Annotated in this window: 13 protein-coding genes; 11 read left to right on the plus strand and 2 right to left on the minus strand. The window is 52.7% G+C overall.

The window, feature by feature from the left end:
- The first annotated feature begins 33 nt into the window (after window positions 1–33).
- From DL346_RS04715 to DL346_RS04740, 6 genes are all read left to right on the plus strand, one after another.
- Window positions 34–1,116, plus strand: coding sequence for a GerAB/ArcD/ProY family transporter (locus DL346_RS04715; RefSeq protein ID WP_112880888.1), 1,083 nt, complete (start codon window positions 34–36; stop codon window positions 1,114–1,116).
- Window positions 1,113–2,516: a spore germination protein gene (locus DL346_RS04720; protein WP_112880889.1), complete on the plus strand. Its 1,404-nt coding sequence runs from the start codon at window positions 1,113–1,115 to the stop codon at window positions 2,514–2,516. The genes DL346_RS04715 and DL346_RS04720 overlap by 4 nt, the downstream gene beginning before the upstream one ends.
- Window positions 2,513–3,625: a Ger(x)C family spore germination protein gene (locus DL346_RS04725; protein ID WP_112880890.1), complete on the plus strand. Its 1,113-nt coding sequence runs from the start codon at window positions 2,513–2,515 to the stop codon at window positions 3,623–3,625. The genes DL346_RS04720 and DL346_RS04725 overlap by 4 nt, the downstream gene beginning before the upstream one ends.
- A gap of 94 nt (window positions 3,626–3,719) precedes the next feature.
- Window positions 3,720–5,063, plus strand: coding sequence for a hypothetical protein (locus DL346_RS04730; protein ID WP_240633029.1), 1,344 nt, complete (start codon window positions 3,720–3,722; stop codon window positions 5,061–5,063).
- An 83-nt stretch (window positions 5,064–5,146) separates the two neighbouring features.
- A complete protein-coding gene (locus DL346_RS04735; protein WP_112880891.1) occupies window positions 5,147–6,163 on the plus strand; it encodes an NAD-dependent epimerase/dehydratase family protein in 1,017 nt (338 codons plus the stop codon).
- Between the two features lie 3 nt (window positions 6,164–6,166).
- Window positions 6,167–7,240: a dihydrodipicolinate synthase family protein gene (locus DL346_RS04740; RefSeq protein WP_112880892.1), complete on the plus strand. Its 1,074-nt coding sequence runs from the start codon at window positions 6,167–6,169 to the stop codon at window positions 7,238–7,240.
- A gap of 51 nt (window positions 7,241–7,291) precedes the next feature.
- Here DL346_RS04740 and DL346_RS04745 read toward each other — a convergent pair whose 3' ends face one another.
- Window positions 7,292–7,768: a hypothetical protein gene (locus DL346_RS04745; RefSeq protein WP_133257483.1), complete on the minus strand. Its 477-nt coding sequence runs from the start codon at window positions 7,766–7,768 to the stop codon at window positions 7,292–7,294.
- A 262-nt stretch (window positions 7,769–8,030) separates the two neighbouring features.
- On the opposite strand from DL346_RS04745, the gene DL346_RS04750 reads away from it, so the two are divergent.
- Entirely contained in the window at window positions 8,031–8,387 is a 357-nt protein-coding gene (locus DL346_RS04750) for a group I truncated hemoglobin (RefSeq protein ID WP_112881792.1), read from the plus strand.
- A gap of 50 nt (window positions 8,388–8,437) precedes the next feature.
- Here DL346_RS04750 and DL346_RS04755 read toward each other — a convergent pair whose 3' ends face one another.
- Window positions 8,438–8,827, minus strand: a complete 390-nt coding sequence (locus DL346_RS04755) for a YmaF family protein (protein WP_112880894.1) — start codon at window positions 8,825–8,827, stop codon at window positions 8,438–8,440.
- Window positions 8,828–9,055: 228 nt separating this feature from the next.
- On the opposite strand from DL346_RS04755, the gene DL346_RS04760 reads away from it, so the two are divergent.
- The 4 genes from DL346_RS04760 (at window position 9,056) to allB (ending at window position 13,406) form a co-directional block, all read left to right on the plus strand.
- Window positions 9,056–9,928: a cation diffusion facilitator family transporter gene (locus DL346_RS04760; RefSeq protein WP_112880895.1), complete on the plus strand. Its 873-nt coding sequence runs from the start codon at window positions 9,056–9,058 to the stop codon at window positions 9,926–9,928.
- Window positions 9,929–10,096: 168 nt separating this feature from the next.
- On the plus strand, window positions 10,097–10,582 hold the full coding sequence (locus DL346_RS04765) for a hypothetical protein (protein WP_133257484.1): 486 nt from the start codon (window positions 10,097–10,099) through the stop codon (window positions 10,580–10,582).
- Window positions 10,583–10,849: 267 nt separating this feature from the next.
- Window positions 10,850–11,785, plus strand: a complete 936-nt coding sequence (locus tag DL346_RS04770; RefSeq protein WP_112880897.1) for an aminoglycoside phosphotransferase family protein — start codon at window positions 10,850–10,852, stop codon at window positions 11,783–11,785.
- A 214-nt stretch (window positions 11,786–11,999) separates the two neighbouring features.
- Window positions 12,000–13,406: an allantoinase AllB gene (gene allB, locus DL346_RS04775; protein ID WP_112880898.1), complete on the plus strand. Its 1,407-nt coding sequence runs from the start codon at window positions 12,000–12,002 to the stop codon at window positions 13,404–13,406.
- The last annotated feature ends 21 nt before the right edge of the window (window positions 13,407–13,427 follow it).

Consider the following 13,427-nt stretch of genomic DNA (forward strand, 5'->3'; position numbering starts at 1 on the left):
GCGGGAAACGATACGGAGCAGGTGGTGAGTGTAATGTCGTCGTTTTCCAATCCTAAAATCAATCCGATACATGGTTATTTTCTATGTATAAGCGGCATTTTCTCGTTGAGCCAAATTGCCTCCCTTAACATCTTGCTCGAACAGGCTAAGCGCGATGCGCTCATCAGCACTGTAATTGGGAGCATGGCGTATTTCTTATATGCCTATTGGATTTATCGCATCGTAAAAAATCAACCGCCCAACCAATCCTTCCTGGATGTTCTTGAGTGCAAGTTGGGGAGCGCGATCGCTTGGGCAATAAGAATCTGGATTGCGCTTCACTTGTTCTGCGAGATTCTTGTCATTCATAAAAATAACGTCACATGGATCAAATCCATGATCCTTCCCTTTACGCCAATCTGGGCAATCTCATTCCCAATGCTGATCGTTTGTGCCTATTTAGCGGTCAAAGGCATCAAGCCGATTGCCATTACCTATTCCGTGCTGCTGCCGGCCATTACAATCTTTATCATATTCATGGCTGTGTCTACGCTAAAATACAGGCATTATGACCTTCTTCTGCCCTTTTTTAGCGAAGGGACCATGCCGATCCTGCAAGGCACAGTAACAACCTTACGATCAGGCATGCCCTTGTTTCTGTTATTGCTGCTGTCGCCTCATATTCAGGGCCGTTACAAATGGAAGCATCACGTCATATTCAATATCGTGGTCGTGTTTTTTTTTATTAACATTGTTGCGGGCTTGTTAACGACTTTCGGCCCCTTTGAAGCCGCTAAACAGCGTTTCCCTATCTTTACGCAGTGGAGGCTGGTCAGCATCAGCAGCTTCGTGGAGCACCTTGACTTTTTATCGATGTATCAGTGGCTCAGCAATTCCGCCATCATCATAAGCACAAGCATGTTTTTGTTTGGCGAGCTGCTGACCTCCAAACAGCGCCATAACAAAATCGCGATAGCGGCGTTTACGACCGTATTGTTCACCATCGTAGAGCTGCGGATCAACGATACCGATTTTTTGGCCTACACCCAAGCCTACTATTATCCGATATCGACCATTTCGATTCTCTGTTGGACGCTGATCGCTTCCATAACAACTAGAAGTAGAGGTACGTCATGAAGATCATCGATGCGAAAGAAGAGGATTTCCGGACGTTGTTCGCTAGCTGCTACGACGTAAAGATCGAGACGCGGGGCGGCGCTCTAATCATTTACTGCGACGGGATGATTGATGCCAAGCAGCTCAATGAACATCTAATTCCCCATATAGCCGAAATGATTCGTAACGGCGAGCTGAAGCGTGTAGACGGACACGAAGAGCTCCGTCAAATGGAACAGCGCGTATTTTCAGGCAGCGTCATCGTTCTTTATCCCGGCGAGCAGGGGCTTACGGTCTATGAAGCGGATCTTGCAGACCCGCCGAAGCGCCAACCGGAGGAATCGACCAGCGAAATCTCGATTCGCGGACCGCGCGACGGATTTACGGAAGAAGTGTCGACGAACGTTGCCCTTATCCGCAAACGGTTAAAAACCGCTTCGCTGCAATATGAACAGGTCATTGTAGGCAGGAGAGGTCATGTACGCATAGCGATCCTGTATATCAAAGATATCATCGACCCATCCTTCGTGGAGGAAGCGAAGCGCCGGATTTCCCGAATCGATGTGGATACCGTCATCGGATGCGCGCAGCTGGAGGAGTATTTAAGCGACTCCAGCGATTCGATCTTCCCGTTGGTGGATACGATCGGAAGACCCGACTTTGCAGCCGAGTCGCTGCTGCGCGGCAGATTCGTCGTCCTTTCGGACGGGTCTCCCATGGCGGTTATCGGGCCTTCGCAGCTGATGGAGCAGTTAAAGTCTCCCGAGGATGCTCATTCGAGTTACTATTACACGATTCTACAACGCATTCTGCGCTTAATCGGTCTATTAGCGGCCATGTTTTTGCCCGGCTTCTATATATCGCTCACTTGTTTTAATATCGACCAGATTCCGTTTCCTCTGCTAGCGACCATTTCAAATGCCCGGACCGGGATTCCTTATCCCGCACAGATCGAGATTTTACTCATTCTCGGCTTGTTCGAGCTGTTCCGCGAAGCCGGCATCCGCCTGCCGAAGCCGGTCGGCCAAACGGTAACGGTAGTCGGGGGGCTAATTATCGGCGATGCGGCGATTCGCTCCGGTCTTGCTTCGCCTTCGCTCTTAATGTTTACTGCGGTGACAGCGGTAGCTTCCTTTACGCTGGTGAATCAGTCCTTGACCGGTACCGTCACTTTGATTCGAATCTACATGATTCTGATCTCTTCCGTTCTTGGGATGTATGGGTTTTTCATCGGTTTAATTTCCGTGGTGGCGTACACCTCAACGCTGACGTCGTTCGGAACCTCTTACTGGTCACCGATCGGAGACCTCGATTTGAAGTCGTCCATACTGGCGGTGTTCAACCGGCCTTTCAAATCCAAATTGAAAAGGCCTGTCGAATTACATCCGATTGACGGCACATCACAGAGAGAACGTTCATGAAAGCAGCAAAGCTCCTCGTACTCTCGATCTGCTGCATGCTGCTGCTGTCAGGCTGTTGGGACAATAAAAATATTCAAGATTTGCTGTACGCTACCGCCATCGGGGTTGACTATAAAGACAATAACTATGAAGCTTACATCCAAATTGTATCCTTTAGCCATGTCGCCAAAGCCGAAAATGCAGGGGGGAACGGCGGTCCGCAAGTCTATGTTGGCAAGGGGAAAGGGAAAACGCTCTCGCTGGCGCTCGGCAAACTATACGATACGGTGCAAAGAAGACTGTTTTGGAGCCATGTCCGTGCGCTCCTATTCACGGAAAGCGCTATTCAAGCCGGGGGAGACGAGTACTTCGATAACTTGAAGCGTTATAGGGAATTCAGGTATACGCCTTGGATATTCGGCACGAAGGAATCGATCGAAGACATTTTGAAGACGCCGGCTTTTTTCAAAATGTCGCCGATTTTAACGATTCTTGGCACGCCGGAGGATAATTATATACAGCGATCCTTTATCAAACCGCTATTGGCGCAAGAATATCAGATTTACTTAAATGAGCCGGGCGACACGGCATTAGTTCCTACGCTTTCGATCGATAAATCAGCGTGGCAGACGGAGCGGAAACCCGAGCCGAAATTGAAAATTAACGGCGTGTTTGCCGTTCGGAAGCATGATTTTCAAGGATGGCTGGGGCAAAAACAATTGAGCGGGCTGCGTTGGATGACGAAGTCGACGTCAAGAACGGCGGTGGAGACCAAATATGCGGTTATATCGCTAGAAAAACCAAGGCCGAAAATAGCGGTCACGAAACAAGGCGGGAAGACGGTCTTTCATATTGCGGTGAAAGTCAGAGGCAATATCGTCGAATTATTGAGCGACAAAGCATCCGAGCAGGAGCTTGAGAAAGAAGCGGAGGAGCGAATACAACAAGAAATCCGCTCGACCTATGAAGCGGGCTTGAAAATCGGAGCGGATGTGTACAACTTCAGAAATGCCATGTTCAAGAAAAGATTCAACGATTGGAAAACCATACAGCTTACTCCTCAATCGCTTGATCGAATCGATGTTCATGTGAACATTCAACATACCGGCGAACTTCAGAAAAAAACATAACGGGATTCAGTATAAATTTCTTCGGCCAGATGCTATGCTCGGTTTAAGATAGCTTCCAGTTGTTGCGCAAATGGACATGGAAGGGGATTCAGAAATGGCAGCATCACCTGGCAAAGGCATTGCAATCGGCATTATCGGTCCGGAAGCGCTCGTAAGCCGGATCTTGAAGGTGCTGCAGGCGTTCCCCTCGTTTCGGCCGCGGCCGATGATCTATGAAGATGAATCGGAAGCGCCTGGATTGGCCGAAGCGCTGGAAACCGAAGTTGAAGTGATTCTCGTGTCCGGCCCTGTCGCGTACGGCAGAATCCGCGATCAAACGGACGTGAAGGTGGCGCTCCATCATGTGCCGCTTACCGACACGGGCTTTTACCGGGCATTGTCGCGGCTGAAGAATCGTCATGCCGAAGGCCGGCGGCTCCGCGTTTCCATCGATACCTTGAGTAAGCCGGAAGTAAGCAAATTATTGGGTGAGATTAACGAGACGCGCGTCGAGGCGATCCATGTTGATGGATCGATGTATGCGTCGAAAGATGCCTTGATTGCGTTTCATATGGCTGAACATGCGTCGGGAAAATGCGATGCCGCGATGACGGCCGACGAATCGGTCGCCCGGTCACTGACGAAGCTTGGCATTCCGAACGAGTGGATGATCCCGACGGATCAGAACATTACGGTCGCATTGGAACGGGCATTGCTTTCGACGGAGTCCCGCCAAAATCGGGAAGCCCAAATCGTCGTGGGCTTAATGAAGCTGGACCGGTTCGAGAACCTGGTGCATGGGCATGCTTCCGAGCACGGGGTCCAGAAGCTCCAGCTGGATATCCACCGCATGCTGCTGGATTATGCCGAGTCGCTGGAAGGCTATTTGACCCCGCTGGCGGGGGACGTATTTTTGTTCTTTACGACGAGAGGCATATTCGAGCGAGCTACCGGCGGCTACAAATCGATTCCGCTGGGCAAAAGCGTAAATGAGCGGTTCGGTCTTTCGCTCAGCATCGGCATCGGCTTCGGCCGCTCGGCGAGCGAAGCGGGGACGCACGCCAGAATGGCGCTGCGCAAATCGAAGGAAGCGGGCGGCGACACCTGCTTCATCGTCGGCGAGGATCAAACGGTAATCGGCCCGCTCGCCGTGACGGATCCTTTGGAGGCAGCGCTGTCGATCACGGATAAGGCGTTGCTCAAGCGTTCGGAGGATGCGGGGATGACCTCCGGTTACTTAAGCCGGCTGATGGCGCAAGTGGCTCGCACCGGCAAAACCGATTACATGGTTCACGAGCTGGCCTCCATCCTGGACGTTACGGTTCGCAGCACGCACAGGCTGCTGCTTCAATGGATGGATCATGGCTTAGTGAGGATTGCCGGGGTGGAGAAGGTGCCGAAGGGCAGACCGCGCCAAATCTATCGGCTTGCTTTTCTAGGGGAGAATGAGCAGATTTAAAGACGATTTATAGATTTGTCTTTTAATAGAACGCCCACTAAGATGGAAGTAAAGACCACTCCATCGAAGGGAGTTCAAGTCCAATGAAAACAGTCGAGCAACTGGAAGCGAAGCTGGCAGAACCGTCTGATGCGCTCATTCAAGACATCAAGCAAATCGAAGGGGATATTTTGCTGCTTGGCGCAGGCGGGAAAATGGGACCGAGTCTAGCCCGATTGCTGATAAACGCGATTCGAATCGCCGGCGTGAGCAAACGGGTAATCGGGGTATCGCGATTCTCGGAGCCGGGGCTTAAGGAGCGGCTTGAAGCGGACGGCGTAGAGACGATCGCCTGCGATTTGCTCAATGACGCGGAGCTCCAGCGTTTGCCGGACGTCCCGAACGTCATCTACATGGCCGGCAACAAGTTCGGCACGACCGGGAACGAATCGTTCACTTGGGCGATGAACGCGTACTTGCCCGGACGGGTAGCCGAGAAGTACCGGCATTCCCGGATCGTTGTCTTCTCGTCCGGGAACGTGTATCCGTTTACACCCGTCGGATACGGAGGAGCAAGCGAGCGGATCGCTCCGTCCCCCATCGGCGAGTATGGGCAATCCTGCTTGGGACGAGAGCGCGTATTCGAGCATTTCTCGAAAACCTATCGGATTCCGATGATCATTTACCGGCTCAATTATGCCATCGATTTTCGCTATGGCGTTCTGCTGGAGATCGCCCAATCCGTTAAAGCAGGCAAGCCGATTTCACTCACGATGGGCTATGCCAACGTGATTTGGCAGGGGGATGCGAACGAAATCGCCATCCGCTCGTTGCTCGCGTGCGAAGCGCCGACCGCTTTCCTCAACGTAACGGGGCCGGAGACGATGTCCGTACGCTGGGCGGCCGAGGAGTTCGGCAAGCGTTTCGGGACCGAACCCGTTTTCGAGGGAACGGAAGCCGAAAATGCGCTGTTGAACAACGCGTCGAAATGCCATCGGAAGTTTGGTTATCCGCGCGTATCGCTGCTGCAAATGATCGACTGGGTGTTCGAATGGGTGGAGGCGGACGGCGTGACGCTCAATAAGCCGACCCATTTTCAAGAGCGCAAGGGGAGGTTTTAACCGATGGTCATCCGCCGCAAACCGTTGTCTCCCGAACAGCATCAAGCGCTGCACGAAGGGCTTGTCATCCCGGCGCACCCGCTGGCGCTGGACGTGCACCGCCGGCTCTCTATCGCCCATCAGCGTGCCCTGACCCGGTATTACATGGCTGCCGGTGCGGGCGGCATCGCCGTTGGCGTCCATTCCACGCAATTCGAAATTCGCGATCCGAAATACGGGTTGTACGAGCAGGTGCTGCAGCTGGCTTCCGAAGAAGTCGAGCGCGCGAGACTGACGCGGCCCTTCATCAGGATAGCCGGCCTTTGCGGCGAGGCGGAGCAAGCGGTTCGCGAAGCGGAGACGGCGGTTCAGCTCGGTTACGATGCAGGACTGCTCAGCATGGGCGGACTGCAGCACTTGTCGGAGTCGGATATTCTGAAGCGTACGGAGCGAGTGGCGGAGATCATGCCGGTCGTCGGCTTCTACCTGCAGCCGTCCGTAGGCGGCAAAGTGTTCAGCTATGCGTTTTGGCGGGAGTTTGCGGATATTCCCGGTATTGTTGCGATCAAGCTGGCTCCGTTCAATCGCTATCAAACGTTGGATGTCGTTCGCGCGGTGTGCAGCTCGGACAGGCGGGACGACATCGCCTTGTACACCGGGAACGATGACAATATCATCAACGATTTGCTGACGGTGTACCGGTTTAACGTCAACGGGAGGCCCGTTGAAAAAAGAATCGCCGGCGGATTGTTAGGTCACTGGGCGGTGTGGACGAAGAGGGCGGTGGAGCTGCTTGAGGAGATCAAGAAAGCCCGCAGTCTAACGGAGGGCATCGCGCCGGAATGGCTGACGCGCAGCGTGGAAGTGACGGACGCCAATGCGGCGTTCTTCGATCCGGCACACGGGTTTGCCGGCTGCATTCCCGGGATACATGAGGTGCTGAGACGGCAGGGCTTGCTCCAAGGAACATGGTGCCTAAATCCCCGCGAAACGCTGTCGGATGGACAAAGCGAAGAAATCGACCGGATTTATCGCGATTACCCGCATCTGCACGACGATGATTTCGTCGAGAGGCATCTGATGCAGTGGCTGGCATAGAGGAGGGAGAGTCCTGGCGGCTCTCCCTCTTTGTCGTTTGTATATGAATATTCACGGTCTTGTGAACAGAATATTAATGGTTTCAACCGCTTGCTGGACACGGTCGAGCGCCTGCAGAATCATCGTTTCATCCAAGACAGAGGACTGGTCTCCCTGTTGGACCGGCTGCCGGTAGGCGATTTGTTCCATGAGCCGATCGTTGGCTTCAATCCGGTCGTCCGTCATCGCCTCCAGCGACTTCAAATACTGCTCATAATCGGAGCGCGCCGCGGATTTATACGGCTCTCCGCCCTTCAAGGCGACAAGGGCATCCTCGAAAAAATAGTTCATGTAAATGACGATCGGACCCGCGAGCAGGTGCTTCATGGTGTCCACCTCTTCCTGCGACGCGCCGACTTCATCGACCAATTCCCAAAATTGCCGCCTCGTTTCCGGCGTGAGATTGCCGCGGTTCCGAAGCACTCTCGCAATCAGCTCTTGAAAGATGTCTTTCTGATGGGCCGTCATGTTCTTGGAAAGATGCTTCATAGGTTCTTCGCCCGGTTCAGCGTTGTTAGCGGAGCTGCCGTTACATCCGGTCAGCATGACAAGCACAAGCAAGGATGCGATAAACCATCTCAGATAGACCGACTCCCGTCACAGTGGATTTGCTGTTCTAAGCTGAATTCCCAACATGTATATGCATGAAAAAACATGCAAGCACATGAATATTCATACGGAATGAAGGGGCGAAATTGTGGGTAGATTAACCAACGGAAATCATTGAGAAAAGGGTGGTAAAGTGGAGCAAGTGACAACGCTGTACGAGAAATTTGGCGGTGAGGACGTCATCGCTAAAGTGGTGGATTACTTCTATGGGCTCGTATTGGCGGATGAAACCGTGAATCATTTCTTCGAGAATACCGATATGGAGAAGCAGCGGAAGCATCAAACGAAGTTTATAAGCTTTGCCTTAGGCGGGCCGAACCAGTATTCGGGGCAATCGATGGCTAAAGCGCATGAAGGGATGAATTTGCAGCCGGTTCATTTTAACGCCATTGCGACGCACCTACATGATGCGCTTGCTCATTTTGGCGTGAGCGAGACAGACATCGATCAAGTGTTAACCCATGTTTCTTCGTTGAAGGACGATATCTTGTACAAGTAGGTTCAAAAAGCAAAGGGCAGGCTGCTTCAGCCTGCCCTTGTTCATTCAGTTTAGCGGGTATCGATGCCTCGCCCGGTTGTTCCGCAATAAAAATGCACGTGCGGGATCGACCCGTCAACGGTTGTGAAGCCTTCAAAGTAGTGGACATGTCCCCCTCCCGAAAGCGGTATGGCCGGTCCTGTTTTGCCTTTTATCGTATGCTTATGCCCGCTGTTTACGGACGTGATCGTGCAAAAATCGTGGCAATGCTGCACGCCTGAAGGCGCCGGCTCCGTCTTTCCCGCATAATGATGAAAGTGTCCGACCTCAACGGACGTATCGCCGGAAAATTCGTGTACATGCGTTGGCCTTCCGTCCCAACTGGTTATATACAGGATATGGGAGTGGTTCGGTCCGGCATCATCATGATTGACTATAAAGCCGGTAACTGGAATTTCCATCGTAATCCTTCTCCTTCCTTCACTATTATTTTTTATTTATATGAAAGATTGAGAGAGAAGGTTCGGCAAAATGACAGCGTTATGTCTTTATACAAGTCTTTTTATCGGGTGCAACTTTCTTTGCCAAGCTCTATTTTTTCACCCTAGTGAAAAAACGTTTCTCTAGACCCACTTCGATTTCGGCTGATATGCTAGACCAGCGAGGAAATGTGGAGGGAGCAGCGCAACATGGATCAGCAGTACAGATATGATAACTTGAAACTGGGCGAACGCGGAGCGATCATTAGCATCATCGCCTATATCTGTTTATCATCTCTTAAATTTATGGTGGGCTATATGTCGGACTCGGAAGCTTTGAAGGCGGACGGCCTGAACAATGCAACCGATATCGTTGCCTCGGTCGCCGTGCTGATCGGATTGAAAATCGCGCAGAAGCCGGCGGACGATGACCATCCTTACGGGCACTGGAAATCGGAAACCATCGCTTCTCTAGTAGCGTCATTCATTATGGCAGCGGTCGGGCTGCAAGTATTGAGCGAAGCTGGTATCGCCATGTATCGCGGAACGGAGGAAGCGCCGGACCTGGTCGCTGTATGGACGGGACTTTTCTGCGCCGCGGTCATGATTGCCGTGTACGGATATAATAAGCGGCTCGCTCTTCGAATCAACAGCCAAGCCCTGATGTCGGCCGCCAAAGATAACCGGTCGGATGCTTACGTAAGCTTGGGTACTGCAGTCGGGATTCTAGGATCGCAATTCAATCTCCCATGGCTGGATCCGTTGACGGCCGTTATAGTCGGACTGATCATCTGCAAGACCGCTTGGGATATTTTTCGAGAGGCGTCCCACCATCTTTCGGACGGCTTCGACGAGGGCGTGATTCAATCCTATAAGGATGCGGTGCTTAGCGTGGACGGGGTCGAAGACGTTAAGGAAATCCGGGCACGAAATTATGGCAGCAATGCCGTTGTGGACGTGATCGTGCTGATCGATGCGGAGCGGGAGTTTCAAGAAGCGCACGAAATCGCGACGAGAGTCGAGGATGAGCTCAAGAAATCAGCGGACGTATACGAGGTGCATGTCCATTATGAGCCTTCATAAGATACGAATCTCCGCAACTATGAAGAAAATGTAAAAAAGGCTGCCGAAATGCACGAATCGGCAGTCTTTTTGCATCATAACGCGAACTGCCATCATACAATACCCTATACGAAAAACAGCCGTTTTCTGAAAATCCTTAATCTGCAAAAAGGAGTATCCGAGAACAAAATGAGTGAACATAATAGCGAGAAGTATTTGTTGGAGAATGCCGCGGTGAACATTTTTATCCAAATCTACAATCAAAATTATAAGGATCAGTTAACCATACAGGTTCGGCAAGAACGGCCGGACGTGATTCTGGCCCATGCCGGTCAAGAGTTCAGCGGTCTGGAAATCACGCATTTGTTCTATGATTCGCAGCAAGCCAAGGTGCTGCTCGGAAGGTCCGAGGACGATTTCGACCGCATCGAAACGATGGATAAATCGATCGATACCTTGAACGAGTTGATAAAGAAGAAGGAACGCATCTATCGGGATTTGGGATTATCGCACGATCTCTCTCTGCTGATTCGAAATGCATCGCCGATTTACGGGATGACGGATTTTTTGAAGCACAAGGAATGCATCTACAAATCTTATGTATTTACGAATATCTGGTTCCTGTCCAGAGACGGGGACGGGGAGTGGCTGCTGACGGATTTGCTTCAACCATAGTCGTAAGCTTGATAACAGCATGAATGCGCTTAACGGCGTCAGGCGATGCCGGTGGGTTTGTTCGAATGCGTTATGATGAGCAATCAATAAAGGCGATAAGTACATAGGGTATACACTCTCGTCCTACTGATGGCGAGAGTTTGTTTTTAGATGGAAATCGACGATACTTAGATGAACAAGTCACAAAAGCTGACCCATGAGTTACACTCGAAGTACATGGAGTACATGAGCAAAAAATACGATTACTTCAATTCATAGGAGAGAGTTATGAAAGACGCGGTCGTTATGCGAGCAGAACAAATTGCCGTTGAATATTTGCAAGAGCGAGTAACCGAATCCTACCAGATCCTTGGCAAAGGCAGCGTTAATCAGGTTTGCGTTGTTAAGACCGGGAGCCGGACAGTCGTTGTCCGGATGAACGATGCAGGATCATATGCCGGCTTTGTGAAAGAAAAATGGTGCATCGAGCAATCGGCGGCCGTCGGCATTCCCGGACCCGAAGTGCTCTCCATCGGCATAGCGGAAAATACCGCCTACATGGTCCAAACTTTCGTTGCCGGCGATAACGGGCTAGACAGTGCGGTGCCCAAATCCCTTATATGGAGGCGGCTTGGCGAGTATGCTAGACGCTTTCAATCGATCCGAGTAAGCGGATTCGGAGAAGAACTGGTCGATCAAGTGCATGGGGTGTTCCGCTCGCCTCCACACCCAGGATCGGACGGCAGCTGGCTGGGATATGTACAGTACAACATCAATAGCTTGACGGAGAAGGATCAGCTTATCGAACTAGGCGTACTCACATTGGCAGCATCACGGAAAGTCCGAGCATTGTTCGAGAATTTGAAGCGAGCCACGTTCCGTTTCGGCTTAATCCACAATGATCTATCGCTGAAGAATACGATCGTTAATGAGGCTGGACAAGTCTATTTGCTGGATTGGGAAAACGCGGAAGTAAGCGCAGCGCCGCACGAGGATTTGATTGAATTGCTAAAGTGCCAAATGCTCGGCGGCAGCCCGGATCAGGAGGAATTCAAAGCATTTTTGGACGGGTACGGCCTAGGTGAGGAAGACCTCGCTGTAACGCGGCATCTCATGCTGCTGCGGGCTTTCGATAAACTGAGATGGGCGATCGACCGCAGTCCGGACCAGATTGAACCGTTTGCCGCTTATGCGAAGCAGGTGGTTGATATGGTGCTGGATTAAGCACGAAATCGTGCTCTTGGAGTGATTATGGAGCATAAAGAGCGCTGAGAGCACGAAATCGTGTTTTCATCTATCCTAAGCATGGATTCAAGAGGTCTCCGCCTCACTTCCGTGGACGCCTAAAATAACGATTTCCTGAATAGGATAAAGCGGCAGGACTTGGACGGCGGTCCGCGGGCCGCCGCTTTCGGAGCCCTGAAAGGGGGTAGGCGGAATGCAGCGTAAACGATGGGATGTCTTGGTCGTCAAAGGTCATGTGGTTTTGCCGGGCGGGACGGACCTGGTCGATATCGGGATAAGAGATGGCAAAATCATCAGCGTTGGGCCGGATTTGCCAGAGGCGGATGCCGAACGCGTGCTGTCCGCCGAGGGGAAGCACGTGTTCGCCGGCGTCGTTGATGCGCATGTGCATCTCAACGAGCCGGGGCTCGGCGCGTGGGAGGGCTTCGCGACCGGAACGGCGGCGCTTGCGGCCGGCGGCTGCACGGCTTTCATCGATATGCCGCTGAACGGCCTGCCGCCGACCGTGAACCTCCCCGCGCTGGAGCTGAAGCTTGCTGCGGCGCGGCAGGACGGCGCGCATGTGGATTACGCGCTGTGGGGCGGCCTTGTGCCCGGCAATGCCGGAGAACTCGCGGCTCTTGCTGGAGCCGGAGTCGTGGGCTTTAAAGCGTTCATGTCATCGCCCGGCGATACGGGAGAGGGCTGCTTTCAGCATGTGGACGACGCGATGCTGTTCGAAGGCATGCAAGCGATCGCGTCCTTGGGCGGCATCCTGTCGCTTCACGCGGAGAGCGAGCCGATCGTATCGGCGCTAGCCGCACAGAAGCTGGCGGCAGGCGATAGAACGATGCGGGATTATTTGGACGCGCGGCCGCCGCAAGCGGAGCTCGAGGCGGTGAAGCTGGCGCTCGATATGGCGCGCCGTACGGGCTGCAGGCTGCATTTTGTCCATATCAGCACTGCAGAGGCGATTGATTTGATCAGCGAAGCGAAGCGGGACGGGCTTGATGTGACGGCGGAAACCTGCCCGCATTATTTGGCTTTCACGGACGAGGATGTCATCCGCATCGGCGCCGGTGCGAAATGCTCGCCGCCCATTCGGTCCGCACGCGAACGCGAAGAGCTTTGGAAGCGGCTGGCTGAAGGGGAGATCGATTTGGTGGCCTCGGATCATTCCCCTTGTCCGCCTTCTATGAAGGAAGCAGAGAACGGAAATTACTTCGAAGCCTGGGGCGGCATTCTCGGTGCCCAAAGCACGCTGGAGGTTGTCGTGACGGAGGGCTGGCATAAGCGGGGGATTCCGCTCCATGTGCTCTCGCGGGCATTGTCGGCAGCACCGGCTGAACGGTTCGGATTAAACGTTTACAAAGGGAAGATCGAAATAGGGCTCGACGCGGACCTCGCTGTCGTCGATTTAAATGCTCCTTACGTGTTGTCAGCGGAACAGCTGCTTTACAAGCATCCCCACAGCGCATACGTGGGCTGCCGGTTTGGCTGCCAAGTGGAAATGACTTTGCTTCGCGGGAATATCATCTATAAGAGGCGGGCAGATACAGGCGAGGGCAAGATAGTTGGGACGGCCAACGGCCGAAGGCTATTGCCCGGCCGTCGTCCGTAACATTCTGCAGTGGGGGGATCG

It is taken from the genome of Paenibacillus montanisoli (genome assembly GCF_003268025.1).
GTDB classification, from domain to species: domain Bacteria; phylum Bacillota; class Bacilli; order Paenibacillales; family Paenibacillaceae; genus Paenibacillus_Z; species Paenibacillus_Z montanisoli.